We start from the raw sequence: 23,721 nt of genomic DNA, 5'->3' as shown, positions 1-23,721 counted from the left end.
AACGGCCTGGGGGACTTGCTGGCGTTGTGGCCTGCCCGGTGGCCCCCCCTCCCAGCCTCCCCCGCAAGGGGGGAGGAGCTAAAAGATGCAGGTAGCCCGCCGCCCCTCATGTGCCCGTTCCCCCGTAATGCCGCACGCCCACGCGCCAGAAGGCAAACGCCGCCGCCAGCATCAGCGGGCCGACGAGGGGCGACAGGTAAGCGGCCAGCAGGGGCAGACCATCGGGCAGCGGGCGGCCTAGAACGTACAGCACGGGGAAATAGGACAGGAAGGCGGCGGGAATCAGGTATGTGAAGGTCTTGCGGAGGAATTGGCCGTAGATGTCCATCGGGTAGGAAATCAGGGTGCGTCCGCCGTAGGTCAGCACGTTCATGGCCTCCACGCTTTCCACCGTCCAGAAGGTCAGCGTGCCGCCGATGACGAACAGGCCGCCGAAAAAGGCGATCATGCCCAGCACACTGCCAGCCAGCAGCAGGGCAGCTTCGGGCGTGAACACAGCCCCGGACGCGCCCACGCCATAAGCCAGAATCCCCGCCGCCAGAAAGACCCGCGTGATCCGCCGCAGCGCAAAGTCCGAGCCGAAGATTTGCAGGCGCAGGGGCGCGGGCCGCAGCAGAAAGGTGTTGAAGCTGCCGCTCCGCACATGCTGACTGAGGTTGGGGGCGTCAAACCCACCGAACAGCAGGTCCATCAGCACGAAGGCGATTTCCGCGAGGCCGTAGAGCAGGCTGACCTCGCCCAGTGTCCAGCCGCTCAGCGAACCGAAACGCGGCAGCACCAGCGCAAAGGCGGCAAATTCCGCCAGCGTGATCAGGGCCGATCCCAGCGCGTCCAGCGCGAATGAGACCCGGTAGACGGCCTGCGAACGGGCCTGGGCGTGCAGCAGCAGGAAGTAGAGACGGAGATGGTAGATGGTTGATGGAAGCAGGCCCTCTTTCTGGCCTGGGCGTGAGTTGAATGACCTAGCCACCCGCTACCTCCAGGCGCCGCAATCCGCGCGACAGCACGAACGCCGCCGCTCCAGACAGAAGCAGCGCCCAGCCGAGTTGCACGGCCAATCCCGTCCACGCTTCCGTACCAGTTTTCACGCCCAGCCAGATTTCCACGGTGGTGTTCATCATGCTGGGAAAGGGAGTGAAGGCCAGCACGCCCTGAAACCACGGCGGGAAGAAGGCCAATGGCATCAGAAAGCCGCTGCCCAGGCCCAGCACCGCCCAGGCAAAGCGCCCGAAGCCCACGGCGTCCGGGGACCAGAAGGCCGCGCAGTTGACCAGAAAACGGAAGGCGAAGCCGCAGGCCCAGGCCAGCAGCAGGCTCAGGGTGGTCAGCAGCCAGCCCGTAAACCCAGTGGGAAACGTAGCGCCCCAGATCAGCGCGAACAGCGCCAGCATCGGCAACCCGCGCAGCACGAACTGGCCCACCGCACGCCCCGCGTCCTGCGCTGCCCAGAAGGCCAGCAGGTTATGGGGGCGCAGCAGATCGGAGGCCACCTCGCCCCGGTGAACCGTCCGCATGAAATCGGTCCAGCCGAACAGGGACAGGGCCATGATGAATGCCTGCGTGAGTCCGGTGTAGGTAATGGCGTCCTGAACGGTGTATCCGGCCACCTGCGGCTTGCTGCCGAACAGCGCCACCAGCACAGAGATTCGCAACACGCCAAAAAACAGGTTGGTGATCAGCCCCCACAGCGCCGCCTGCGGGTACGCGAACTGCCGCCGGAAGCCCAGCCGCGCCACCGAGGCGTACAGCGGCAGGTTGAGGCTTGGCGCAATACTGGGGGCCGCTCGCATACAGGCCAAGAAGCTTAGCGGCTGCCTGGGCCGGGGCGCATGGGCCAGATGGCGGAGTGGTCCGTGCGCCACACCCCTCCCAACCTCTGCCTTTTCTGAAGCCCGGCCTCAGACGCAAGGGATAGGCTGGCCTCTCTTCAATAGTTCACATTCACCCACAGGAGGTCAACAATTATGATGGACATCTTTAACATGCTCGGCGGGATGGGCAACGCGCAGCAGCAGGTCAGCCAGCAGACCGGGGCCACCCCACAACAATCCGCGTCCGCGATGGAAGCGGCCATTCCGCTGCTGCTGGGGGCCATGACCCGCAACGCGGGCAGCCCCCAGGGTGCGGCCTCGCTGGCCGGGGCTTTGGGCCAGCACGACGGCAGTGCGCTGGACATGTTCAGCCAGGGCGGCGCACCCAACATGCAGGAAGGCCAGAAAATCCTGGGCCATGTGTTCGGCAACCAGCAGCAGTCTGCCGCCAATGCGGTGGGCAAACGCGCGGGCATCGATCCCCAGCTTGCCATGCAGATTCTGAGCATGGCCGCGCCACTGGTGCTGGCCTACCTGGGCCGTCAGAAGCAGCAGGGCGGCGGTCAGCAGGGGGGGCAGGGCGGTGGCCCGGACCTCGGCGGTTTGCTGGGCGGACTCCTCGGCGGCGGTTCCGCTGGAGGTCTGGGCGGCATGCTCGGTGGTCTTCTGGGCGGCGGTCAGCAGGCCCCACAACCCCAGCAACCCCAGAGCGGCGGCGGCATACTGGGCGGCGGCCCGGTCATTTCTGGCCTGCCCCCACAGAATGCCCAGCCACAGCAGGACACCCAGAAGGGTGGCGCGGGCGGCATTGTCGGCACCCTCAACAATGTGCTGGACCGCGACGGCGACGGCAATGCCCTCAACGATCTGATCGGGATGTTCAGCGGACGACGCTGAGAGGCGCTGTTCTGATCGACAGGTTTTGAATCCAGGGTTTGAGGAGGTGGAGCGAATAGGGCAGTCTATTCACGCCACCTCCTTTCTGCTGTTGCACACACGATTGACTCGCCAGCCCGGAGCAATTCACCAGCGAACAGGCAGTCCCGTCCGCGCGCTCTCGTAGCCGCCCAGCACCAGCCGCACGCTCTCGCGCCCGTCCTCGCCCGTGCAGACGACGGGCGCACCGCTTTGAATGCTCTGGACAAAGCGCACGACGCTGCGGACGTGGGCATTGTCGGACGCGGCGAAGTCGTACCACGTCTCGTCCGTCTGGCCCCACTGCCCGTAACCCGATTCGCGGTTCACGAAACGCAGGCGCGGTTTGCCCAGGCGGTTGCTGCATTCCAGCGCTCCCTCTGTGCCGTAGACGGCGAAACTCTCCTCCCAGCCGGTGGCGGTCCAGGCGTTTTCCACGCTGGCAAAGCCGCCGTTTTTAAACTCCAGGGTGGCAATGCTGGTGTCCTCTACCTCGATCTCAAATTTCAGCGTGGCCATGCGGGCGTAGATGCTCTCCACGTCGCCGCCGAAGTGCCGGGCGAGGTCCATCATGTGGCAGCCGTTGTCCAGCAGGGTGCCGCCCCCACTGGCCGCGAGGCTGCCGAAGGCCCCGCGCACTTCCGGCGCACCGCCCCAGTCGTGCGCCTGCCGCAGCCGCATGAAGGTCACGCGCCCGATGCGGCCCTCGTCCATCAGGCGTTTGGCGGTCTGCACCAGTGGGCTGGAGCGCAGGTGATGCCCGGTTTGCAGAATGGCTCCACCCTCCCGCGCCGCCGCGATCATCTCGTCGCAGGCGGCCAGATCGAGGGACAGCGGTTTCTCGCACAGCACATGAATGCCGCGCCGCAGGGCAGCCAGGGCGGCGGGCGCGTGGAAGGCGTTGGGTGTGCAGATGCTGACCGCCTGCACCCCGCCACTGTCCAGCAATTCCGTGAAGTCGCTGTAGCCCCGCGCGTTCCACTCGGTCTCGCGCCGCTGCCGGGCAGCCCCGTTCGTTTCGGCAAAGGCCACCACATTGGCCCCGGCGTGGCTGTAGCCCTCGAAGTGCCGCTGCGAGATGGCCCCCGCACCAATGATGCCGACATTCAGCGGGGCAGACTGAGGCAGCACAGTGGTCACAGCTTTTCCAGCGGCAGTGTTTCCAGTGGCTGGGGCCGGTGTCCGAACGAACGCGGCGCACTGGCGGTAGGCATGGCCCAGCGTGCAGCATTGGCAATCACCTGTTGAATCTGCGGGTTGTGGTACGTCGGAAATGTTTCGTGGCCGGGGCGAAAGTAAAAGATCTTGCCGCTGCCGCGCGTGAAGGTGCAGCCGCTGCGGAAGACCTCGCCGCCCGCGAACCAGCTCACGAACACCAGTTCGTCGGGGGCAGGGATGTCGAAATGCTCGCCGTACATCTCCTCATGCTCCAGCTCGATGAATTCGCCCACGCCCTGCGCGACGGAGTGCGCCGGGTTGACCACCCACAGCCGCTCCTTTTCGCCCACCTCGCGCCATTTCAGGTCACAGCCGGTGCCCATGAGCGCCTTGAATGGCTTGCTGAAATGCCCGGAGTGCAGCACGATCAGGCCCATACCGTCCAGCACGCGGGCCACCACTTTCGCCGCCACGGCGTCCGACACGTCGCCGTGTGCCTTGTGTCCCCACCACAGCAGCACGTCTGTCTTGTTCAGCACCTCGTCGGTCAGGCCATGTTCCGGCTGATCGAGGGTGGCGGTCTGGACACTTTCAAAGCCGTGCGCCCGTAACCCGTCGGCAATCACGGTATGGATGCCATCTGGATAATGAACGCTGACTTTGGGGTTTTCCAGCTCGTGGCGGTACTCGTTCCAGACGGTCAGGCGGGGCGGTGTGGATGAGGTCATGACGGGAATGAATGTAGCGCGGCAGAGGGTGGCGAGAGGAAGGAGAGGAAGGAGAGGAAGGGCTGGCCCCACGGCTCATCCCCTGGTTCCGCGATGCGCTTCCTCTCAAATCAGCCCCTAGAACAGCTTGTCCAGCGTGATCGGCGTCTCGCGCACCCGCTTGCCTGTCGCGTGGTAGATGGCGTTGGCGACGGCGGCGGCAGTGCCCACGATGCCGATTTCGCCCGCGCCGCGTGCCCCCAGAGCGCTGACGTGGAAGTCGGGATGGTCCAGCGCGATGGCCTGCACGCTGCCGATATCGGCATTGACGGGAATGTGGTACTCGGCCAGATTGCTGTTCAGGATCAGGCCCGTGCGCGCGTCGGTGTGGGTTTCCTCGTGCAGCGCCATGCCCACGCCCCAGACCATGCCGCCCGTCAGTTGCGATTCGGCGGTCTTGGCATTGATCACCTGCCCGATGTCGAAGGCCCCCACCACCCGGCTGACACGCGGGGTCATGAAGTCGGGATCGATGCGAACCTCCACGAACACCGCGCCCCAGGAATGGCGGGCGAAGCGTTCGGCCACTGCCGCCACGCTGCCGTCCTTGCCCGCCTTGAGCTGATCGAGGTGTTTCTGGCTGCCCTCGTGCGGAATGGTTTCGCGGTAGACCTCGTGCTGGTCCTTGCCCAGGCGTTTGAGGATGGCGGTGTAATCCTCGCCCTGATCCGTTTCGCCCAGATACAGGCCGCCGTCGCGTGGGTGGATGTCCCGCCCAGCCACGCCAAACAACGGGGAGGCGGAATTGTGCGTGGCGGCTTCCATCAGCTCCTCGCGCAGGCCCATCGCGGCGGCCAGCACGGCGCTGCCCACGCTGCTGGCGGTGCGACTGCCCCCGGAATAGCCGTTCTTGGGCAAGCGGGAGTCGCCCAGCTTGACCGTAATCCGTTCGATGTCCAGACCCAGCGAATCGGCGGCAATTCCGGCCAGGATGGAATAGGTCCCCGTGCCGATGTCGTGGCTGCCCGCCTCGATTTCCACATGGCCGTCGGCGCACAGGCGGGCGCGGGCGGTGGCGGCGCTGGCGTAGACCGGGTAGGTGGCGGTGGCCATGCCCCAGCCGATCAGGGTATTGCCGTCGCGCATGGAGCCGATTTCGGGATTGCGCTCAGACCAGCCGAAGGCTTCTGCCGCGCGGTCATAGCATTCCAGCAGGTGCTTGCTGCTGTACGGCTTGCCGCTCTCTGGATCACTGTTTTCGGGGGCGTGGTTGCGGCGGCGGAATTCCAGGGGGTCCAGGCCCGCATTCTCGGCCAGCTCGTCCATTAGCACTTCCAGACCAAAGCTGCCGCTGGCCTCGCCGGGGGCGCGCATCATGATGTTCGGCCCGGCGTGGGTGCGGATCAGCGTGTACTTCAGGTCCATGTTCGGGTTGGCGTACAGCATCTTGGGCACGTTGCCCACCTGCTCGGGGAAGATGTCCGACACCCCAGTCTGCGTCTGCGCGTCCAATTTCATGGCCGTGAGATGCGCGTTGTCGTCCAGCCCTACCGAGTACGCTGAAGTCGTCGCGGCGCGGTAGCCCACGGCGGCAAACATCTGGGCGCGGGACAGCACCAGCTTGACCGGGCGGCCCAGTTTGCGCGCGGCCAGCACGACAATCGGCAGGTGCGGCCAGGTGGTGGCCTTGCTGCCAAACCCTCCGCCCACGAAGGGGCTGATCACATGCACGTTGTCCGGCTCCAGCCCCAGCATGGCGGCCAGGGTGTGCTGGGCGGACTGCATCCACTGCGTCGGCTCGTAGATGGTGACGCGCTCGTCGCCGTCCCAGGCGGCAATCACGGCGTGCATTTCCAGCGGGTTGTGGTGGTGGACAGGTGTGTCGTAGGTGGCCTCGAAGGTGCTGGCGGCGGCCTTCAGAGCTTTTTTAACATTCCCACGCGAATGGCCCAGCGGCGGCAGCGGCAGCTTGTCCAGCAGCGGCAGCCCATGTAAACCCTGCTCCAGCGTGGCGCGGAAGTCGGAGGCGTCGTATTCAATTTCCAGCAGTTGCGTGGCGTGCTGCGCGGCTTCCAGCGACTCGGCCACCACCAGAGCCACCGGCTGCCCCCGGAACTCAATTTTAGGCGATTGCAACGGCAAAACGGAGGTTCCGGCGGGGCCACGCGGGTACGCCTTGACCGGCTTCAGCTCTATGCCCTGAGACTCGTGCGTCAGGATGTCCAGCACCCCCGGCACGGCGCGGGCGGCCTTTTCGTCGATCCTTTTGATGCTGCCGTGGGGAATCGTGGCGCTGACCAGGACGGCGTGCGCCAGTTCCGGCAGATCGAATTCGGCGGTGTACGTCGCCGCGCCGCGCACCTTGTCGGGGCCGTCCACGCGGCTGACCCGCTGGCCCACGTAGTTCTGAGGCTGGCCTTTCTGAACGGTCATGCGTCTGCTCCTTCGATAGGATTTCCGGCCTCATCCACTTGCCCCGCCGCCTGCATCAGCGCCCGGACGATCACGCGGGCCGTCAGCGGCACCTTGAAGGCATTTTGCGCCAGCGGGTGCGCGTGCTGAAGTGCGGCGCGGGCGGCGGCCTCGAAGGTTTCACGGGTGGCGGGCTGGCCGGTTAACGCGGCTTCGGCTTCCGGCGAACGCCAGGGCCTGGTGCCGACTCCACCCAGCGCGACACGGGCCGCATTCACTTTCCCGTCCTGCACGTCCAGCACGGCGGCGCAACTGCTCAGCGCGAACTCGTAGCTCTCGCGGTCCCGCACCTTGAGATACACGCCGTTCTCAGCGACGGGAGCGGGCAGGGTCAGCGCCACGATCAACTCCCCTTCTTTCAAGTCGTGTTCGATATTTGGAGTGTCGCCGGGCAGCAGATTAAAGTCCTCCAGCCTGACGGTGCGTTCGCCATCCGGGCCGCGCAGAATCACGTTAGCTCCATACGCCACCAGCGCCACCGAAGCGTCCGAGGCGTGGGTGGCAATGCACTGATCCGAGCCGCCCAGAATCGCCATCTTGCGGTGATGACCCTGAATTGCGCCGCAGCCGCTGCCCGGATCGCGCTTGTTGCATTCGGTGAAAGCCAGATCGCGGAAATACGGACAACGCGTGCGCTGCATGATGTTGCCGCCCATACTCGCCATGTTGCGAATCTGCTGGGAGGCTCCTGCGAGGAGGGCTTCACGGAGCGCCGGGTAACGGTCAGCAATCAGAGCGTGTTCGGCGGTCTGCGACATGCTGGCGAGTGCGCCGATTCTCACGCCCTTGCCGTCCTCCACGATCTGCGACAACTCCCCGTCCTCGCGCAGCGGCGTGATGTCGGTCAGGTGCGTAGGGCGTTCCACATCCAGTTTCATCAGGTCGATCAGGGTGGTGCCGCCTGCCAGGAATTTACCCGGCTGACCGACTGCACCTTCCACACTCTGCGCCCGCGCGTACTCGAAGGGCCTCACTGGCGTTCTCCAGCCACACTCTTGACGGCCTCGACAATCTGCGGATAGGCGGCGCAGCGGCACAGGTTCCCGCTCATGAAGTCGCGCAATTCGGCGTCATTCGCGGCATGTCCACCTTCCACACAGGCCACCGCGCTGAGAATCTGGCCGGGCGTGCAGTAGCCGCACTGAAAAGCGTCGTGTTCGATAAAGGCCGCCTGCATCGGGTGCAGCTCACCGTCCGGCCCGCTCAGGCCCTCAATGGTGCGGATTTCGTGGCCCTGGGCGCTCAGGGCCAGGGTCAGGCAGCTCAGGTGGGGTTCGCCGTCCATCAACACGGTGCAGGCCCCGCACTGGCCGTGATCGCAGCCCTTCTTGGTGCCGGTCAGGTGCAGCCGCTCGCGCAGCACGTCCAGCAGGGTGGCCTGCACGGGAATATCCAGCGCGTGCGCCTGCCCGTTGACCGTGAGGGTCAGGGGAACGCTATTGAGTGTGGTCATGGGGGTCAGGCTAGAGCGGCGCGGCGTGGGGCTGTGCTGGGCGGGGTTCACGGGGCCTTGAGCTGAGCATTCTTATTTGCAGACCAACCTTCTAAGCGCCCACCACACTCCGCGCAGGCTCCCACAGCCGCCACAGCTCGTAAATGCCCATCAGCAGGTGCAGGATCAGCTTGGCGGTCAAGCCGGTCAGCAGGCCCACCAGCGTTCCCCAGGCCGAGCGCATCGCGTCCGGCAGGTTTTTGCGGACCACCAGCAGTTCGGCCAGCAGCGCCCCGGCCAGCGGCCCCACGATCAGGCCGAAGGGAATGAACAGCCCGGCCAGCCCGCCGATCAATGCGCCCCACACCGCCTGTTTGCTGCCGCCGTAGCGCTTGGCCCCCCACGCCGAGGCGAGGTTGTCCACGAAGCCGATCAGGATAGTGATGACCCCGAAGGTCAGCAGAAAGGGCAGATCCGGCCAGACCTGAAAGCCGTCCAGCAGCGTGGCCCCCAGCGCCCCCAGAAAGATGATCAGGGTGGCGGGCAGCACTGGCACGAAGGTCGCCACCATGCCGACGATCCAGGCGACAAGAAAAATCAGAAAGGCGAGGCTCATATCGCTCCACAGTACGGCCCGGAGAGCGCTGAAGTTTCCTATCCTTGCCTGGTAGACATAAAAAAGCCCCACCGCGAAGTGGGGACTCTATTGACTTTGGTTGCAGGGACAGGATTTGAACCTGCGACCTCCGGGTTATGAGCCCGACGAGCTACCAGACTGCTCTACCCTGCGTTACCCTTTAAAGCTCTTTTGAAACTCCATAGCACTTTTGACGTGCCTCACGCTGCCTTTCCTCTTCTCAGCGCTTGGGAATAGTACAGCCCCCCGCCCGGACTGTCAACTGTGCATGGGGTTGCCATAGGGCGGTGGGGTGCGGAAAGCAGTGCGTGAATTCGTGCGCCAGCCTGACCCGACGGGCGCTAGGCTGGGGGCGTGACCCCCACGGCAGATTCCGAAATCGCGGCGCGCAAACTGCGCCATGTGGACGCCTGCCTGCTGCCCGCAAGCCAGTACGCGGGCGTGACCACCGGGCTGGAGGCGGTGCCGTGGCCCTACCGCGCCCTGCCGGAGCGCAACCTGAGCGAGGTAAATTTGACCACCACGTTTCTGGGCCACACTCTGAAGGCCCCGGTCCTGATCGGCGCGATGACCGGCGGGGCCGAGCGGGCCGGGCGCATCAACGCCCATCTGGCACAGGCCGCGCAGAAGCTGGGCATTGGCCTGATGCTGGGTTCGCAGCGCGTGATGCTGGAGCGCCCCGACACCGCTGTCACCTTCCAGGTGCGCGAACTGGCCCCCGACATCCTGCTGATCGGCAATCTGGGCGGGGCACAGTTCCTGCTGGGCTACGGCGCAGAAGAGGCCAGCCGCGCCGTGCAGGCGGTGGGGGCCGACGCGCTGGCGATCCACGTCAATCCCTTGCAGGAAGCCTTGCAGCGGGGTGGCGACACGAACTGGGCGGGCCTGACTGCGCGGCTGGCCGAACTGCTGCCGGACCTGCCCTTCCCGGTGGTATTGAAGGAGGTGGGGCATGGGCTGGACGCCCGCACCGTTGCCGCCGTTCGTGACCTGGGATTTGCCGCGCTGGACGTGGCCGGAGCCGGGGGCACCAGTTGGGCGCGGGTGGAGCAACTGGTGGAACACGGCGCGGTGATCAGCCCCGATCTGTGCGAGCTGGGCGTGCCGACGGCCCAGGCACTCCGTGACGCCCGCGCCACTGCGCCCCAGATGCCCCTGATCGCCTCCGGGGGCATTCGCACGGGGCTGGACGCCGCCCGCGCCCTCAGCCTGGGCGCGCGGGTGGTGGCGGTGGCCCGGCCCCTGCTTGCGCCCGCGCTGGACAGCGCTGAAGCCGTGGAGGACTGGCTGGCGAACTTCATTGGGGAATTGCGCGTGGCCCTGTTCGTCGGCGGCTACCCGGACGTTTCGGCACTGTGGGCGGGGGGGGCGGGGGGCGGCCCATCCAGGGCTTCGTCCACCGAATCGGGCTGATCGCCCTCTCCCAGCCGCTCCATCACCGCTTCTTCCAGTCGGCCCAGCCGCTGCGTGACCGGATCAGTGGCAATGATCAGGGCCAGCAGCGTGGTCAGCGCGGCCACCGCCAGATGCACGCGCAGGGTATCCAGATCGATGGACAGCAGCCCCAGGGCCAGCCCCGCCCCCACCAGCAGCGCGGGCAAGCTTCTATCCGGGAAAAAGCGGCGCGTGACCCGCAGGGAGTTCCAGCGCAAAAAGGCCAGCGTCAGCAGCGCCAGTGCCAGCGCCACGGCCACCAGCCGCTGGTCCCCGGCAGCCTCTCTGGACCCGGCAGAGGACAGGCCATGCCCCAGCCCCACACCCAGCAGCACCACCGCCAGCGTGAAGGGCATGTGGCCGTACAGCCACGCCAGCATGCGGCCCACACGCTGCTCCACCCGCGCCCCCAGCAGCGGCAACGCGCGTGCCTGATCGAAGTACATCCGCCACAGCGCCACCGCCGTGATAATGGCCGCCAGCGCCGGAATCAGATTGCCCGCGTCCAGCGCCTGCTGACGGCTGCCGCCCACGATCTCGGTGACGATGGCCCCCAGCGCAATGATTTGCAGCAGGCCCACGCGCTCCGGTAGGTGGCCCTCGTGCGGCAGGGCGTGGCGGCTGTGGTTGCGGATGAAAACCGGGGTCAGCACGTCCAGCGCCAGCGCGACGCACCACAGCCCGATCTGCACCGCCGAGCCGCCGGGCCACGCTGCCGAGACCAGCCACAGCGCCGCCGCCGTGCCGAACGACAGGGCCATGCGTCCGGCGAACGCGGCTGCACCAGGTGAACGCCGCGACACCATCAGATACAGCGCCGCCTGAATCATGCGGTTGACCCCATACGCCAGCGCGAAGGCCGAACCCGTGTCCATCAGGTCCCCACGGATAGTCAGGGAGATCATGCCCAGCGACACCAGTTGCGCCAGCGTGCCCCAGCGGTAGGTGCGGGTCTCGTTGCCGTAGCGGGCGGCAAAGGTGGCGTTGCCTGCCCAGGCCCACCACACCGCCACGAACAGCAGCCCGAAATGCAGCAGACTGGCGGCGTCCGGCGACTGGCCCAGCCGCTTGGCCAGTTGATCGAAGGCCACCACGAAGATCAGGTCAAAGAACAGTTCCAGCCAGGACACCTTCTGTTCCTGATAGACAGAACTATCCTGATCCTGAGGGGTGGCCTGATCCTGTGGACTGGCGGGGGGGTCCACCGTCCTCTGGATATCGACGTGATCGGGCTGTCCGTGCGTCACCTGGGTCTTCCCGTTACCTTAAACGGCCCAGGCCCTTGCGGATCAGCGCGTCGGCGCTCAGCCCCGGCTCGGCGGACAGCAGTTCGGCCACCACGGCGCGCACCCCGGCCTCGCGGAAGCCCAGGGCCAGCAGCGCGTCCACGGCGTCACGGCCCTCTGTCGTCACTGGTCTGGCAGCCTTCACGCCGCCCACGGCAGGGGCGGCCAGATGTTCGGGCACCTTCCCCTGAAGCTCCAGCACCAGCCGCTCGGCGGTCTTCTTGCCCACGCCAGAGACACTGGACAGCAGTTTGGCGTCGCCGCTCAGCAGGCCCTGCGCCAGCGCCGAGACCGGCATGGCCGACAGCATCGCCAGCCCCAGCTTTGGCCCCACGCCGCTCACCCCGGTCAGCAGGTCAAACAGCCGCACGCTGTCGGTGTCGGCAAAACCGAACAGCAACTGGGCGTCCTCGCGCACGATGAAACGGGTGTTCAGTTCGGCGGGCTGCCCAGCCACCAGTTTCGCCAGCGTTCCCGCCGGACACTGGACCTCGTAACCCACGCCGCCAGCCACCACCACGGCGCTGTTCTCGCGCACCTCGCGCACCACGCCGGACAGGTAAGCAATCATTGCCCAGGATTCTAGTGGGTCGCGCGGGCGCAGGCTGTGGGAGCGGGCAGGATTTGACGGGATGGATTTGCAGGAGCTGGAGAATTCTGGGTGTCACCCGGCCACTGACAATCTCACCCCGGCCATTTTTCAGAACATGCCCCGGTGTTAGACTTCCTGCGGCAGACCTAGCTCTCCTGAGCCGAGGAAGCCCTTTGAGAGCATCCCATTTTCCGCCCCATCCCTTTTTGCTCTGACCACAACAGGAGAAACCACAATGCAATACGTTGTTCACCGCCCCCGCGTGGGCGTGTTTATCGATACCCAGAACCTGTACCACTCCGCGCGTGACCTGCTGGAGCGCACCGTCAACTTCGAGACGCTGCTGAACGTGGCCGTGGATGGCCGCGAGTTGCTGCACGCCATCTCCTACACGGTGGAGCGCGAGAACGAGGCCACTGCCCGGCCCTTCATCTACAAGCTATCCACGCTGGGGTTCAAGGTGCGGCGCATGAACCTGCACCTGCACCATGTTACCGACGGCGGCAAGCCCATCTACGAGGGCAACTGGGACATGGGCATCGTGGCCGACATGGTGCGCCTGATGGACCATCTGGACGTGGTGGTGCTGGGCAGCGGCGACGGCGATTTTACCGACATGGTGGAGGTCTTGCAGGAGCGCGGCAAGCGGGTGGAGGTCATCGCCTTCCGGGAACACACCGCCCAGCGCCTGATCGACGCCGCAGATCGTTTTATGCACCTGCCCGACATTGAGGACGCGTTGATGCCCGCCCGCCAGCGCAACAACGCCAAGGCCGACGAGCCGAAGCCGGAAGAACCCGTTCAGTAATCCAGCGATGCCCGACTCGAATCTGCACGACCCAAATACCCACGACGCCGACGCCGTTCTCGCCCGCCTGAACTTCGATCTGCCCCCGGCGCGCATCGCCCAGACCGGGGCCGAACCGCGCGACTCCTCCCGCCTGATGGTGGTGGGCCAGAGCCAGATTTCGCACCGTGTCTTCAGCGATCTGCCCACGCTGCTGCGCCCCGGCGACTTGCTGGTGTCCAACCAGAGCCGCGTCATTCCGGCCCGTGTGATGGCCCGCAAGCCCGTGACCCCTGAAGGCCACGGCGGTGGCAGTGTAGAAGTCATGCTGCTGCGCGAGGAAGAAAACAACGTGTGGAGCGCATATCTCAAACCCGCGAAACGTGCTGGAAAAGAGTTGTGGCTGGGCCAGGCTGACGGTGAGCAGCATCGGGCCGAAGTCGTTGGCATTCTGGAAGATGGCGCACGCCTTTTGCGTTTCGAACATGATCTCAAGCCCCACCTGGACGAGATCGGACGGCTACCGCTGCCGCCGTACATTGACGCGGGCGACGACGATGAGGTGTGGCGCGAGCGCTACCAGACGGTGTATGCCCGTGATCCCGGCAGCGTGGCCGCCCCGACTGCCGGGCTGCACTTCACGCCGGAATTGCTCTCAAAGCTAGACAGCATGGGCGTGGAACGCTGCGCCGTGACCCTGCATGTGGGCGCGGGAACCTTCCGGCCCATCCAGGGATCGGTGGCGGACCACACCATGCACGCCGAGCGGTACTCGGTGAGCGAGGCCACCGCGCAGGCCATCAACCGCGCCAGGGCCGAGGGCCGCCGCATCGTGGCCGTCGGCACCACCACGGTTCGCACGCTGGAAAGCGCCTGGGACGGGCAGATGGTGCAGGCGGGCGAGGGCGACACGCGAATTTTCATCACGCCCGGCACCCCCGTTCACGTTCCAGACCTGCTGATCACCAACCTCCACCTGCCGGGAAGCACCCTGCTGCTGCTGGTGTCTGCCTTTGGTGGAGAGGAGCGCGTCCGGGCGGCCTACGACGCGGCGCTGGTGGGGGATTATCGCTTCTATTCTCTGGGGGACGCCATGCTGCTGGAACGGGGCAATGGTTGAAAGTTGATGGTAGATGGAGATTTGTGGGCTTTATTCATCAACATTTCTCCATCTACTATCAACCTAATTCAGCGTCCGTTGCCCCGGTACATCCAGCATGAAGGCCGGAATCGGCACCCGCACCCGCGCGCCCCAGGCGTCCTGCATCACATAATAGCCGCGCATCACACCCGGCGTGGCCTCTACCGTCACGAAGGAATCGTAGACGAAGGTGCCGCCCGGCGCGATCACCGGCTGCTCACCCACCACGCCGTCGCCGTCCACGTTGATCTCGTGGCCGTGCGCGTCCACGATGTCCCAGTGGCGGGCCAGCAGTTGCCAGGTCTGATCGTGGTGGTTCTCGATGCGGATCACGTAAGAAAAAACCCTGCGCTCCGGCGTACTCTGCGCGGCCAGATGGCTGACCTGCACGCTGACGCGGATGTCCGGCGCGGTGTCGGCCACAGAATCAGGGCTGGGAGGGTCTGAACGTTCTGAATCGGGGGGAGGACGGCTCATGGCCCTCAGAGGATAGCGGAGGCCACCGCCGCAACAAGCCCCGACAGACCGCATGAGCAATCGGTGGGTCATGTACTGAAGACAGCGCGCGGAAGCCTGCTCTACACTGCCCTGCGTGACTTCTAATTCAGAACTGGGCATCAACAAGGACTTCCTCTTCGCGCTGCTCTCCGAAGCTGCACCCAGCGGTCTGGAACGCCGCGCCGCCGACGTCTGGAAGGCCGAGGCCAGCGCCTTTGCACGCGTCTCCGAGGACCATTACGGCAACGTGTACGCCGAACTGGGGCCGGAAGGCGCGCCCGCGATTGCCTTGATGGGCCACCTGGACGAGATCGGTCTGATCGTCTCGCATGTGGGCGACGAGGGCTTTCTCAGCGTGCTGCCCATCGGTGGCTGGGACCCGCAGGTGCTGGTGGGCCAGCGCATCCGCCTGCTGGCCCCCAGCGGTGACCTGATCGGCGTGATCGGCAAGAAGGCCATCCACGTCATGGAATCCGAGGAGCGCAGCAAGGCCAGCAAACTGGAAGACCTGTGGATCGACGTGGGCCTGAGCAAGGAAACCGCGCAGGAGCGCATTCCGGTGGGCACCTACGGCGTGATCGAGCAGGGACCGATCATGGTGGGCGACAGGATCGTCAGCCGTGCGCTGGACAACCGCGTGGGCGCGTTCGTGGTGCTGGAAGCGCTCAGGGCGCTGCAAGATACGGACCTCAAGCACCGCGTGGTGGCGGTGGGCACCAGCCAGGAAGAAATCGGGCTGTTCGGCGCACAGATGGGCGGCCACAAAATCGATCCCATCGCCGGAATCGCGGTGGACGTGACGCATGAAACCAAGCAGAACGGCGTCAGCGAGAAGAAATACGGCGTGATCCACTTCGGCAGCGGTGCGAATCTGGGTGTGGGGCCAACCAGCAGCCCGGTGGTGGTGCGCCAGCTTCAAGAGGCCGCGCGCAAGAACGGCATTCCCTTCACGCTGGGGGCCAACACCTCGCGCACCGGCACCGACGCCGACGCGCTGACGCTGGTGCGTTCAGGGGTGCCCACCGCCGTGGTCAGCATTCCCAACCGCTACATGCACAGCCCCAGCGAAATGGTGGACGCCCATGATGTCAAGGCGTGCATCGACATCATCGCGGCGTGGGTGAAGGATCTGGAGGAAGGGCCGGACTTCACGCGGGTCTGATACGGACCATTAGAGGACGCCACCCAGATTTTGAGTGGCGTCCTTGTTTTCTGTCAGCCTGCCACAAACCGGAGCGTTCCCTCTGGCACATCCTCGCCGCGCTCCAGTGTGGGAACCACTGTGCTGGTGCTGAGGCCCGCCGCGAGCCGCACGTCCTCGCCCAGACCCAGCGCAGCCAGATGAACGCCGTGATCGCTCCCTGCCAGGGCTTCACCGGGGCTGCCGTCGCCCCGGCGCACCGTCAGGGCGATTCGCGCGCCGTCGTCCAGCGTGAATTCGCCCATCGCCAGCAGGTACTCGGCCAGCACGCCAGCGGTATACACGTCTTCCAGGCCCACCCGCCCATCCGTCCCGGCGCAGACGATGGCAATGCCCTCGGAGGCCAGGGCGCGGGCGCGGCGGGCGGCGGCGTGGGCGTTGGTCAGGGCGGCCAGCAGCACATGTTTGCCGCTCTGCGCGGCGATGTGGGCGGCCCCGGTGCCGTTGGTGGTGTTCATGACCACCGTTTTGCCCGCGAACGTCTGCGTGCCCGCTTCCGCCGGACTGTTGCCGAAATCGAAGCCGGGGATGGGCAGACCGCCACGTTCCCCGGCCAGCAGCAGGTTTTCCTGCGTGCCGCGCAGGGCCAGCGCCACTTCCGGCGTGCTGGTCAGCAGCAGCGCCTGTGCGCCGCGTTCCAGGTAAGCAACGGCGGTGGTGGTGGCGCGCAACACATCGATCACCAGCACCACGTCCGGGTAATTCCCGTGTGGCAGCAGATCGATGCGCAGTTTCATGCCGCCGCGCCCTTCACTTCAGGGCTTCCCGCAGGCGTTCCAGCCCGGCCTTTGCGCCCCCTGGCCCGAAGACGGCACTCCCGGCCACCAGCACCGTGGCCCCGGCACTGACCACCGCGCGGGCGTTGGTGCTGGACACGCCGCCGTCCACCTGCAATTCGGCGTCGCTGCCCATCTCGTCCAGCCAGCGGCGCAGCGTGCGAACCCGCTCCAGGCTGGCCGGAATGAACTTCTGGCCACCAAAGCCGGGGTTGACGCTCATGACCAGCACCAGATCCACGTCGCCCAGCAGGGGCCGCACGGCCTCTAACGGTGTGCCGGGGTTGAGGGTCACGCCTGCCCGCTTGCCCAGTTCCCGAATTTGCTGCACAGCGCGGTGAACGTGCGGCGTGGACTCGACATGCACGGTCAGGCTGTCGGCCCCGGCGGCGGCAAAGTCCTTGAGGTAGCGTTCAGGGCGCTCGATCATCAGGTGAACGTCCAGCGGCAGGTTGCTGGCCCGCCGCGCCGCCGCCAGGATGGGCAGCCCAAAACTGATGTTGGGCACGAACATCCCGTCCATCACGTCTACATGTGCCCAGTCGGCCCCGGCGATGGCCCCCATTTCATCCGCCAGATGCGCGAAGTCGCACGACAGGATGCTGGGGGCCAGTTTGACGGGGCGGGCAGAGTTGTCTTGAGCAGTCTCGACTTGGGCACTCACGCCGGGCAGTTTACGACATAGCTCACAAATGTGGAGGCGGCTGAGACTGGCGGGCTGGAAACACGGCGCAGTCCACGCCTGCTAGCCTCTCCCCATGCCTTCTTTGCCCCCCTCTGTCACGCCGGACTGGGCCTATGAGCGCGAACACTGGCGGCGCGGGTATTTCCGGGTGGCGGGTGTGGACGAGGCCGGGCGCGGGGCCTGGGCCGGGCCGGTCACGGTGGCGGCGGTGATCCTCCCCGGTCTGGCGATGGACTACCCCTTCCGGGACAGCAAGCAACTGACCGCGCCGCAACGCGAGGAATACGCCGCCGAGGTCCGCCGCGTGGCTCTGGCCTACGCCGTGGAACACGCCTGGCCGGATGAAATCGACGAACTGAACATCCTGGGCGCGACGCACGCGGCGGCGTTGCTGGCGCTGGAAAGGCTGGACCCGCCCCCACAGGCGCTGGTCACGGATTACCTGAAACTCCGCGTCAAAATTCCCATCAGCGCCCCCCCAAAGGCCGACGCCCTGAGCTACAGCGTGGCCGCCGCCAGCCTGCTGGCAAAAACAGAGCGTGACGCCGTGATGCGCGAACTGGACCTTCGGCATCCGGGTTATGGTTTCGCTGCCCACAAGGGCTACGGCGCACCCGCCCACCGCGCCGCGCTGGAGGAACTGGGCGTGAGCGCGGCACACCGCCGGACCTTTGCGCCCATCCGGCGACTGCTGGAAGGGGGCGGGGGCGGCTTGTTTCCAGCGCAACCCTGACCCGTCACGCGCTTCCCAGCTTCCTCATGTATGGCCCGTATCCTGCGGGCATGTTGAAACGCGCTGTTTTACCGCTGGCCCTGGGCCTGCCTCTGCTGCTGGGAGCGTGCGGGCCAGTGGCCTCGCTGCTCTCCTCTACCGACGGTGAGAAGGGGCCGCTGCAATTCGGGCCGCTGGCCGTCGGGCAGACCTGGACCCTCAGCGGCGTGGTGGACAGCCGCAACGTGGTCACCACCGTCAAGATTCCCGATCTGGTGAACGTGCAGGGCAAATTCGCCTCCTACAGCGCTCGGGACGAGTACACCGGTTTCGACGACAACCGCGCTGGATTTGCCGTGGCCACCTATGACCCGGACCGCCGCAACGCCGAGTTCCGCTGGGTGGGCGACGCCGGGGCAGCCAGCTTCGACAAGGTGGTCTACACCTGCAAGCTCGACAATCTGGCGGGCAATCCGCTGATCGGCACGCTGACCTACACACGCAACGGCAAAGCGGTGGCCAACGGCACCTGCGAAGCCAACCTCAGCAGCCAGTCCTAGTCGCCCCGACTCCACACGAAAGCCTCTGACCACGCCTCTCCGCGCCGGATAAATGGTGCGGGCAGGCCCACCACGCGCCCGCCTCCCTTGACGGCGGCGCGCACCAGCAGGCGTGGATCGAGCTTTGGGTAGAGGCCACTGGCAAAGGCCACGTCCTCGCGCACATCCAGGCTCTCGCCGCTGGCGACGGAATCCGTACCCAGCGCGATCTCTACCCCAGCGGCGGCAAAAGCGGTCCACGGAAAGGTGCCGCATTCCAGATGATGGTTGCTGCGCGGACAACTGACCACCGCGCAACCAGCCCGCGCCACCCGCGCGATGTCGTCTGGGGTGACGTTGACCATGTGAATCAGCGTGGGTTTGGCGGCCAGCACGCCCAGTTCGTCCAGATAGCGCACCGGGGTCAGTTCCGGCTCCGGCGTGCGCCCGATGACCTCGGCGAAGTTATCGGGTGTCATGGCGACGAATCGATGTTCCCACAGCGGCCCTGCGCCCGTGGCAAACAGCTCAGGTTCACTGGGATGCTCGGCCACATGGATCTGGAGGGGCAGGCCCTCGCCCGCCGCGTAGTCGCAGACCAGTTTCATCAGGCGGTGGCTGACCGTGTAGGGCGTGTGCGGCGACAGGCCGATGCGGGGGCCGCCGGGGCGCTCCAGCTTGCGCCACGCCTCCACCCGTCCCCGCATTCCGGCGAACACCTCGTCGGCCTTGCCGGGAAAGGTATTCAGGACCTCAAAGTAGAGGACGCCGCGCAGATCCTCCCGCGCCAAAAGGGCGTCCATCACTTCACCTGACCACACGATGTCGCCCACGCCGCCCACCCCCAGCCGCGAGAGTTTGTCGGCTCCGGCCACTGCGCCTGATACGCCCCGCTGCTCGCGCTGGGCAATCACCACTTCGGGCAGCCAACGGAAATAAGGGAGGGCCTGAAACGCGTAGGCGCTCATGTCCAGATGCGTGTGCGCGTTGATCGGCGGCGGGGCGATGATGCCTCCAATCTCTTCCACAACCGCCTGCGGATACTGGAGGCGAAGTTGCGCCGGATCGCCCGTGGCCGCCACCGTACCGCCCACCACCACGACTCCGCCGGGCGCGTGGCCGCCGCCCATGCCGGTGTAAAGGACGTCGCAGATCAGCAGGCGCGGCGTGAACGGATCAGGCGTGGAAAGGGTCATGTGGGCATGTTAGTGGGGTGGGGCGGGGATTTTCGCCCTCGGCCCTGCCTGAAGCTTCTTTGGAACGCGAATCCTACTTCTTCTTGCCCGCCTTGCTCTCAGCCTTCGGCGCGGCTTTGGAGGCCACAGACTTTTTCGCCTCTTCATTCTGAGATTCCTGCGCCAGCATCGCCGCGCCGACGATTCCGGCGTCGTTCAGCAGCTTGGCGGGCACCAGTTTGCTGCGCTCCAGCTTGATGTGGTCCTGCCACTTGTCGGCCTTTTTGCTCACGCCGCCGCCGATGATGAACAGGTCCGGGCTGAACAGCAGTTCCAGGTGTTGCAGGTAGGTGCTGACGCGCTTGCTCCACTGTTTCCAGTTCAGATCGTCACGCTCGCGGGCGCGGTCAGAGGCCCAGCCCTCGGCTTCCTTGTCGCGCAGCCACAGGTGGCCCAGTTCGGTGTTGGGCACCAGCACGCCGTTGTGGATTAAAGCGCTGCCGATGCCCGTGCCGAAGGTCAGCACCAGCACCACGCCGTCCACGCCCGCGCCCGCACCGAAACGGGCCTCGGCCAGTCCGGCGGCGTCGGCATCGTTGATCAGATACACGTCCTGCCCGGTGGCCTTCGTAAACAGCGCGTCGGCATCCAGCCCGATCCAGTCCTTGTCCACGTTGGCGGCGCTCAGGGTCCGCCCGTGCTGCACGATGCCGGGAAAGGTCACGCCGATGGGGCCGCCCACGCCGAAGTGCTTTGCCAGCTCGGCCACCACATCCTTGACCGCGTCCGGGTGCGCGCCTTCGGGGGTGGGAATGCGGTGCCGTTCTTCCAGCAGCTTGCCGGTGGCGGTGTCCACGGGTGCGCCCTTGATGCCACTGCCGCCGATGTCGATGCCCAGAATCACGCTCATGCGCTACAGCCTAAGCGAAGTTGGGTGCCGGGGTGGGCGACGGGGTGAGGTTGGGCAGGTTGGCCCGTGACGCTGGGGAAGAAGTCGCTTTTGGAAGACTCAATTTTCTTCATCACGGCTCTGGGGTGTGGCGAATATGGAGTCCGGTTTTGGAATCGCCCTGCCCGCTTAACCCCTCCGCCCCTTCGGGGCACCTCCCCTTAGAAGGGAGGCAAGGGTCTCGGAATTGCCCGGCCAGCAGCGCACTCTTGGCTCCCTTTTGAGGGGAGCTGGCAGCGAAGCTGACTGAGGGGTTTCTTTTCGGCCTTGGGTCTTCCCTAATTTAGACGGGGTGCAATTTTAGACTGGAAGCGCTATACCTGTGTCACCCCTATGGATTCTTCCTCGCTGCGTGAACGTCAGAAGGAGCGCCGACGCGCCCGGATCTACAGTGTCGCCATTGAGCTGTTCAAGCGCGGCGGCTTCCAGACCACCACGGCCACCGACATCGCCAAGGCCAGCAACGTCTCGCGCGGCACCTTCTTCAACTATTACCCCTACAAGGAAGCCGTGCTGCTCGATTACGGCTCCGAGGTCATGGAGCGCCTGCGCGATCAGGCCGAGTCGCGGCTGGCCCAGGGTGTTGCCCCGCTGACCGTACTGTACGAGGTCTGGGACGCACTGGCCGAGGAAAATGCCCGCGAGCGCGATCTGTTCCCACCGCTGGCCTACGAGGTCATGAACCCCAACCCTGAACGCGCCCGCACCGCGTATCAGGCGCTGCCACTGAGCAAGGTGATCGAATTGATCCTGCGCCCACTGCATCAGAGCGGGCAGATGCGGACGGACCTCAGCTTGCAGCGCATCAGCAACCTGATCGCCGACACGTACCTGATGGTGGCCCTGCGCTGGAGCGCCTACGGCACCGAACGCCCCTTGCAGGAGGAAATGCGGCTGGCGCTGAATCTGCTGCTGGAAGGGGCGGTTCGGCGTGATCTGGTGCGGCAGTAGCTTCACCGCGAACTTTGATTGCTGGTTGGCAGTTTGCGGTTTAACCCCTCCGGCGCTCCGCGCCACCTCCCCTTAGAAGGGAGGCAAGAGTTGCGGAGTTGCCGTGCCAGTCGCTTTTCTTGGCTCCCTTTGAGGGGAGCTGGCTGCAAAGCAGACTGAGGGGTTCGCCTTCCATCTCACGGCACTTTCCCCCTTGTCCCAACCCAGCTCACCCGCATCCCATCACCCTCCTTGCAACTTTCCCGGCTAGACTGCCAGGAACGCCCTTTCCCCTCTCCCCCGTTTCCGAAGGAGCCTTCCCCTTGACCCAGCCTGAACTGCGTATCGGCACGCCCCGGCACGCCTTTCCGTTCAGCCGCGGGCTGGTGGTGGAGTCTCTGGTGAACGCTGGGGCCTCGGGCAACGTGGCGGCGGCGGCAGCGCGGCGCATCGAGCAGAATCTGCGGCTGTCGCGGCGCAGTCTGGTCACGCCGGGCGAATTGCAGGCCCTGATGGTCGAGGTGGCGCGTGATCTGGCCGGGGAAGAGGTGGCGCGGGCGGCGCAGGCGCAAATTCCCGCCTTCGTGGACATTCTGGTCACGGCCAGAAAGGGTGATCTGCCGTTCAGCCGGGGCGTGCTGGCCCGCACGCTGGAAGACGCGGGCCTGACCGGGCGCGAGGCGTATGCCACCGCCAGCGCCGTGGACGTGGAACTGCGCCAGGAGGGCGTGCGGAGCCTGAGCGCCGAGGACATCGACAACCGCACCGAGCGGGCGCTGGCGTCGCGTTACGGCGAACATCTGCGCCTGACCTACCGCTACCTGCGCCACAACCGGGGCAAGCTGGGCGTGATCAGCAGCGGGAGTACGCTGCCCACACCGTTTTCCAAGGGCATCCTGACCCAGTCCATGCTGGCCGCCGGGGTCACGCCGGACGTGGCCCGCAAGGTGGCCCGCGTGACCCAGCGCGATCTGCGCGGCCAGGAAGACCGCGTGGTGACCCGCGCCGCCATCCGCGCCAAGGTGGAGGCCCTGCTGCGCGACGAGGTAGGGCCGGATGTCAGCGCCCGTTACCGCCTGCTGCGCGTGATCCGCCGCCCGCCGCGCCCGGTGATCGTGCTGCTGGGCGGCGTTAGCGGCACTGGCAAGAGCTTTCTGGCCGCAGAAATCGCCTACCGCCTGGGCATTGCCCGTGTGGTCAGCACCGATTCCATCCGCGAGGTGATGCGCGCGATGGTGTCCCCAGCGCTGCTGCCCACGCTGCACGCCAGCACGTTCAGCGCCTGGGAAGCGCTGCTGCCCCCCGGCACGCCGCGCCCCGAAACCCCCAGCAAGCCCGAGCTGCTGGCAGGTTTTCGGGATCAGGTGCAACAGGTCAACGTGGGGCTGGGCGCGGTGGTGGCCCGCTCGGTACAGGAGGGCAGCAGTCTGGTGCTGGAGGGCGTGCATCTGGTGCCCGGCTACCTGCGTGCCGACGCCTTCGCCGGGGCGCTGGTGATCCCGATGCTGGTTACCCTACCCGATCCCGAGGAACACCGCCGCCACTTCCAGAGCCGCGACGTGGAGACTGCCGCCAGCCGCCCGCTGCACCGCTACATGCAGTACTTCGGTGAAATCCGCGCCATGCAGGACGAGCTGGAAGATCTGGCCCGCCAGGAGGACGTGCCGCTGCTGGACGGCCTGACCCTGGACGAGAGTGCCGATCAGGCCGTGGACGTGGTTTTGCGGCGCGTGATGGTGGCCCTGACCCCGCAGGAACGCGCCGACCTGCTGGGCGATCCGGGCGACGGTGAGGCGGCGGAGCTGACGCGTGGGACCGTGGGCAACTGAACACCGGTTTCAACGTGTCCTGGGGATGAACAGCGCCAAAAAAGCCCCTCCGGTA

General features: G+C 66.1%; 24 protein-coding genes and 1 tRNA gene. 9 read left to right on the top strand and 16 right to left on the bottom strand.

The features are described from left to right. Positions 1–106: 106 nt before the first annotated feature. On the bottom strand, positions 107–970 hold the full coding sequence (locus tag Q319_RS0100240) for an ABC transporter permease (RefSeq protein WP_245618850.1): 864 nt from the start codon (positions 968–970) through the stop codon (positions 107–109). After that, the gene (locus Q319_RS0100235) at positions 963–1,790 is read right to left on the bottom strand and encodes an ABC transporter permease (protein WP_051654961.1); all 828 of its coding nucleotides are present in this window, start codon (positions 1,788–1,790) and stop codon (positions 963–965) included. The genes Q319_RS0100240 and Q319_RS0100235 overlap by 8 nt, the downstream gene beginning before the upstream one ends. A 174-nt stretch (positions 1,791–1,964) precedes the next feature. Here Q319_RS0100235 and Q319_RS0100230 point away from each other — a divergent pair, with 174 nt between their 5' ends. Next, a complete protein-coding gene (locus tag Q319_RS0100230; protein WP_029479706.1) occupies positions 1,965–2,708 on the top strand; it encodes a DUF937 domain-containing protein in 744 nt (247 codons plus the stop codon). A gap of 126 nt (positions 2,709–2,834) precedes the next feature. Here Q319_RS0100230 and Q319_RS0100225 read toward each other — a convergent pair whose 3' ends face one another. The 7 genes from Q319_RS0100225 to Q319_RS0100195 form a co-directional block, all read right to left on the bottom strand. Continuing rightward, positions 2,835–3,866 (bottom strand): Gfo/Idh/MocA family protein, encoded by a 1,032-nt coding sequence (locus tag Q319_RS0100225; protein ID WP_245618848.1) that lies wholly within the window; start codon positions 3,864–3,866, stop codon positions 2,835–2,837. Continuing rightward, positions 3,863–4,612 carry a ThuA domain-containing protein gene (locus Q319_RS0100220; protein WP_029479704.1) on the bottom strand — a complete coding sequence of 250 codons (750 nt, stop codon included), beginning with the start codon at positions 4,610–4,612 and terminating at the stop codon, positions 3,863–3,865. Before Q319_RS0100220 ends, Q319_RS0100225 begins: the two co-directional genes overlap by 4 nt. A 117-nt stretch (positions 4,613–4,729) precedes the next feature. Continuing rightward, positions 4,730–7,024 (bottom strand): xanthine dehydrogenase family protein molybdopterin-binding subunit, encoded by a 2,295-nt coding sequence (locus Q319_RS0100215; protein ID WP_029479703.1) that lies wholly within the window; start codon positions 7,022–7,024, stop codon positions 4,730–4,732. Continuing rightward, positions 7,021–8,037, bottom strand: coding sequence for an FAD binding domain-containing protein (locus Q319_RS0100210; RefSeq protein WP_029479702.1), 1,017 nt, complete (start codon positions 8,035–8,037; stop codon positions 7,021–7,023). The genes Q319_RS0100215 and Q319_RS0100210 overlap by 4 nt, the downstream gene beginning before the upstream one ends. After that, the gene (locus Q319_RS0100205) at positions 8,034–8,516 is read right to left on the bottom strand and encodes a (2Fe-2S)-binding protein (RefSeq protein ID WP_029479701.1); all 483 of its coding nucleotides are present in this window, start codon (positions 8,514–8,516) and stop codon (positions 8,034–8,036) included. The genes Q319_RS0100210 and Q319_RS0100205 overlap by 4 nt, the downstream gene beginning before the upstream one ends. A 91-nt stretch (positions 8,517–8,607) precedes the next feature. Beyond that, complete coding sequence (locus Q319_RS0100200) at positions 8,608–9,111, bottom strand: DUF456 domain-containing protein (RefSeq protein WP_029479700.1); 504 nt, start codon at positions 9,109–9,111, stop codon at positions 8,608–8,610. 97 nt (positions 9,112–9,208) lie between these two features. Further along, positions 9,209–9,285 (bottom strand) — tRNA-Met (locus Q319_RS0100195). A gap of 201 nt (positions 9,286–9,486) precedes the next feature. Here Q319_RS0100195 and fni point away from each other — a divergent pair. Then, positions 9,487–10,545 carry a type 2 isopentenyl-diphosphate Delta-isomerase gene (fni, locus tag Q319_RS0100190; protein ID WP_029479699.1) on the top strand — a complete coding sequence of 353 codons (1,059 nt, stop codon included), beginning with the start codon at positions 9,487–9,489 and terminating at the stop codon, positions 10,543–10,545. Here the strand turns inward: fni and Q319_RS0100185 are convergent. Both Q319_RS0100185 and ruvA read right to left on the bottom strand, forming a co-directional pair. Next, positions 10,467–11,813, bottom strand: a complete 1,347-nt coding sequence (locus Q319_RS0100185; RefSeq protein WP_034413110.1) for a low temperature requirement protein A — start codon at positions 11,811–11,813, stop codon at positions 10,467–10,469. The genes fni and Q319_RS0100185 overlap by 79 nt on opposite strands. A 13-nt stretch (positions 11,814–11,826) precedes the next feature. Further along, a complete protein-coding gene (ruvA, locus tag Q319_RS0100180) occupies positions 11,827–12,423 on the bottom strand; it encodes a Holliday junction branch migration protein RuvA (RefSeq protein WP_029479697.1) in 597 nt (198 codons plus the stop codon). A gap of 256 nt (positions 12,424–12,679) precedes the next feature. Between ruvA and Q319_RS0100175 the strand changes: the two genes are divergently transcribed. Together Q319_RS0100175 and queA are read left to right on the top strand one after the other, a co-directional pair. Further along, positions 12,680–13,252: a LabA-like NYN domain-containing protein gene (locus tag Q319_RS0100175; protein WP_029479696.1), complete on the top strand. Its 573-nt coding sequence runs from the start codon at positions 12,680–12,682 to the stop codon at positions 13,250–13,252. A gap of 7 nt (positions 13,253–13,259) precedes the next feature. Beyond that, positions 13,260–14,351: a tRNA preQ1(34) S-adenosylmethionine ribosyltransferase-isomerase QueA gene (gene queA, locus Q319_RS0100170; protein WP_029479695.1), complete on the top strand. Its 1,092-nt coding sequence runs from the start codon at positions 13,260–13,262 to the stop codon at positions 14,349–14,351. A 63-nt stretch (positions 14,352–14,414) separates the two neighbouring features. Here queA and apaG read toward each other — a convergent pair whose 3' ends face one another. Beyond that, a complete protein-coding gene (gene apaG, locus Q319_RS0100165) occupies positions 14,415–14,849 on the bottom strand; it encodes a Co2+/Mg2+ efflux protein ApaG (protein ID WP_081845813.1) in 435 nt (144 codons plus the stop codon). Positions 14,850–14,964: 115 nt separating this feature from the next. Here apaG and Q319_RS0100160 point away from each other — a divergent pair, with 115 nt between their 5' ends. Further along, positions 14,965–16,032: a M42 family metallopeptidase gene (locus Q319_RS0100160; RefSeq protein WP_029479693.1), complete on the top strand. Its 1,068-nt coding sequence runs from the start codon at positions 14,965–14,967 to the stop codon at positions 16,030–16,032. Between the two features lie 53 nt (positions 16,033–16,085). On the opposite strand, the gene Q319_RS0100155 is transcribed toward Q319_RS0100160, so the two are convergent. Together Q319_RS0100155 and rpe are read right to left on the bottom strand one after the other, a co-directional pair. Then, positions 16,086–16,808, bottom strand: coding sequence for a 2-phosphosulfolactate phosphatase (locus tag Q319_RS0100155; RefSeq protein ID WP_029479692.1), 723 nt, complete (start codon positions 16,806–16,808; stop codon positions 16,086–16,088). A gap of 13 nt (positions 16,809–16,821) precedes the next feature. Continuing rightward, positions 16,822–17,511, bottom strand: coding sequence for a ribulose-phosphate 3-epimerase (gene rpe / locus Q319_RS0100150; protein WP_051654960.1), 690 nt, complete (start codon positions 17,509–17,511; stop codon positions 16,822–16,824). Positions 17,512–17,605: 94 nt separating this feature from the next. Between rpe and Q319_RS0100145 the strand changes: the two genes are divergently transcribed. Next, entirely contained in the window at positions 17,606–18,265 is a 660-nt protein-coding gene (locus Q319_RS0100145; protein WP_029479690.1) for a ribonuclease HII, read from the top strand. A gap of 50 nt (positions 18,266–18,315) precedes the next feature. Continuing rightward, a complete protein-coding gene (locus Q319_RS0100140; RefSeq protein WP_034413105.1) occupies positions 18,316–18,804 on the top strand; it encodes a hypothetical protein in 489 nt (162 codons plus the stop codon). On the opposite strand, the gene Q319_RS0100135 is transcribed toward Q319_RS0100140, so the two are convergent. Together Q319_RS0100135 and ppgK are read right to left on the bottom strand one after the other, a co-directional pair. Further along, positions 18,801–19,979, bottom strand: a complete 1,179-nt coding sequence (locus Q319_RS0100135; protein WP_029479688.1) for an amidohydrolase family protein — start codon at positions 19,977–19,979, stop codon at positions 18,801–18,803. The two genes, Q319_RS0100140 and Q319_RS0100135, sit on opposite strands and share 4 nt — an antisense overlap. A gap of 73 nt (positions 19,980–20,052) precedes the next feature. Then, on the bottom strand, positions 20,053–20,868 hold the full coding sequence (ppgK, locus tag Q319_RS0100130; protein WP_051654959.1) for a polyphosphate--glucose phosphotransferase: 816 nt from the start codon (positions 20,866–20,868) through the stop codon (positions 20,053–20,055). Between the two features lie 372 nt (positions 20,869–21,240). Between ppgK and Q319_RS0100125 the strand changes: the two genes are divergently transcribed. Together Q319_RS0100125 and Q319_RS0100120 are read left to right on the top strand one after the other, a co-directional pair. Then, positions 21,241–21,858 (top strand): TetR/AcrR family transcriptional regulator, encoded by a 618-nt coding sequence (locus Q319_RS0100125; RefSeq protein ID WP_029479686.1) that lies wholly within the window; start codon positions 21,241–21,243, stop codon positions 21,856–21,858. A 302-nt stretch (positions 21,859–22,160) separates the two neighbouring features. Continuing rightward, complete coding sequence (locus Q319_RS0100120; protein ID WP_034413103.1) at positions 22,161–23,666, top strand: 2-phosphoglycerate kinase; 1,506 nt, start codon at positions 22,161–22,163, stop codon at positions 23,664–23,666. The last annotated feature ends 55 nt before the right edge of the window (positions 23,667–23,721 follow it).

Source organism: Deinococcus marmoris DSM 12784 (assembly GCF_000701405.1).
Lineage (GTDB): Bacteria > Deinococcota > Deinococci > Deinococcales > Deinococcaceae > Deinococcus > Deinococcus marmoris.
The sequence above is the reverse complement of the archived record's forward strand: the minus strand, read 5'-3'. Positions and strand labels throughout refer to the sequence as shown.

Excerpts from the sequence above, each read along its gene's own strand:
- Q319_RS0100235 (WP_051654961.1), bottom strand. The coding sequence starts at position 1,790 with ATGCGAGCGGCCCCCAGTATTGCGCCAAGCCTCAACCTGCCGCTGTAC.
- Q319_RS0100230 (WP_029479706.1), top strand. The coding sequence starts at position 1,965 with ATGATGGACATCTTTAACATGCTCGGCGGGATGGGCAACGCGCAGCAG.
- Q319_RS0100220 (WP_029479704.1), bottom strand. The coding sequence starts at position 4,612 with ATGACCTCATCCACACCGCCCCGCCTGACCGTCTGGAACGAGTACCGC.
- Q319_RS0100215 (WP_029479703.1), bottom strand. The coding sequence starts at position 7,024 with ATGACCGTTCAGAAAGGCCAGCCTCAGAACTACGTGGGCCAGCGGGTC.
- Q319_RS0100205 (WP_029479701.1), bottom strand. The coding sequence starts at position 8,516 with ATGACCACACTCAATAGCGTTCCCCTGACCCTCACGGTCAACGGGCAG.
- Q319_RS0100200 (WP_029479700.1), bottom strand. The coding sequence starts at position 9,111 with ATGAGCCTCGCCTTTCTGATTTTTCTTGTCGCCTGGATCGTCGGCATG.
- ruvA (WP_029479697.1), bottom strand. The coding sequence starts at position 12,423 with ATGATTGCTTACCTGTCCGGCGTGGTGCGCGAGGTGCGCGAGAACAGC.
- Q319_RS0100175 (WP_029479696.1), top strand. The coding sequence starts at position 12,680 with ATGCAATACGTTGTTCACCGCCCCCGCGTGGGCGTGTTTATCGATACC.
- queA (WP_029479695.1), top strand. The coding sequence starts at position 13,260 with ATGCCCGACTCGAATCTGCACGACCCAAATACCCACGACGCCGACGCC.
- apaG (WP_081845813.1), bottom strand. The coding sequence starts at position 14,849 with ATGAGCCGTCCTCCCCCCGATTCAGAACGTTCAGACCCTCCCAGCCCT.
- Q319_RS0100155 (WP_029479692.1), bottom strand. The coding sequence starts at position 16,808 with ATGAAACTGCGCATCGATCTGCTGCCACACGGGAATTACCCGGACGTG.
- Q319_RS0100145 (WP_029479690.1), top strand. The coding sequence starts at position 17,606 with ATGCCTTCTTTGCCCCCCTCTGTCACGCCGGACTGGGCCTATGAGCGC.
- Q319_RS0100140 (WP_034413105.1), top strand. The coding sequence starts at position 18,316 with ATGTTGAAACGCGCTGTTTTACCGCTGGCCCTGGGCCTGCCTCTGCTG.
- Q319_RS0100135 (WP_029479688.1), bottom strand. The coding sequence starts at position 19,979 with ATGACCCTTTCCACGCCTGATCCGTTCACGCCGCGCCTGCTGATCTGC.
- ppgK (WP_051654959.1), bottom strand. The coding sequence starts at position 20,868 with ATGAGCGTGATTCTGGGCATCGACATCGGCGGCAGTGGCATCAAGGGC.
- Q319_RS0100125 (WP_029479686.1), top strand. The coding sequence starts at position 21,241 with ATGGATTCTTCCTCGCTGCGTGAACGTCAGAAGGAGCGCCGACGCGCC.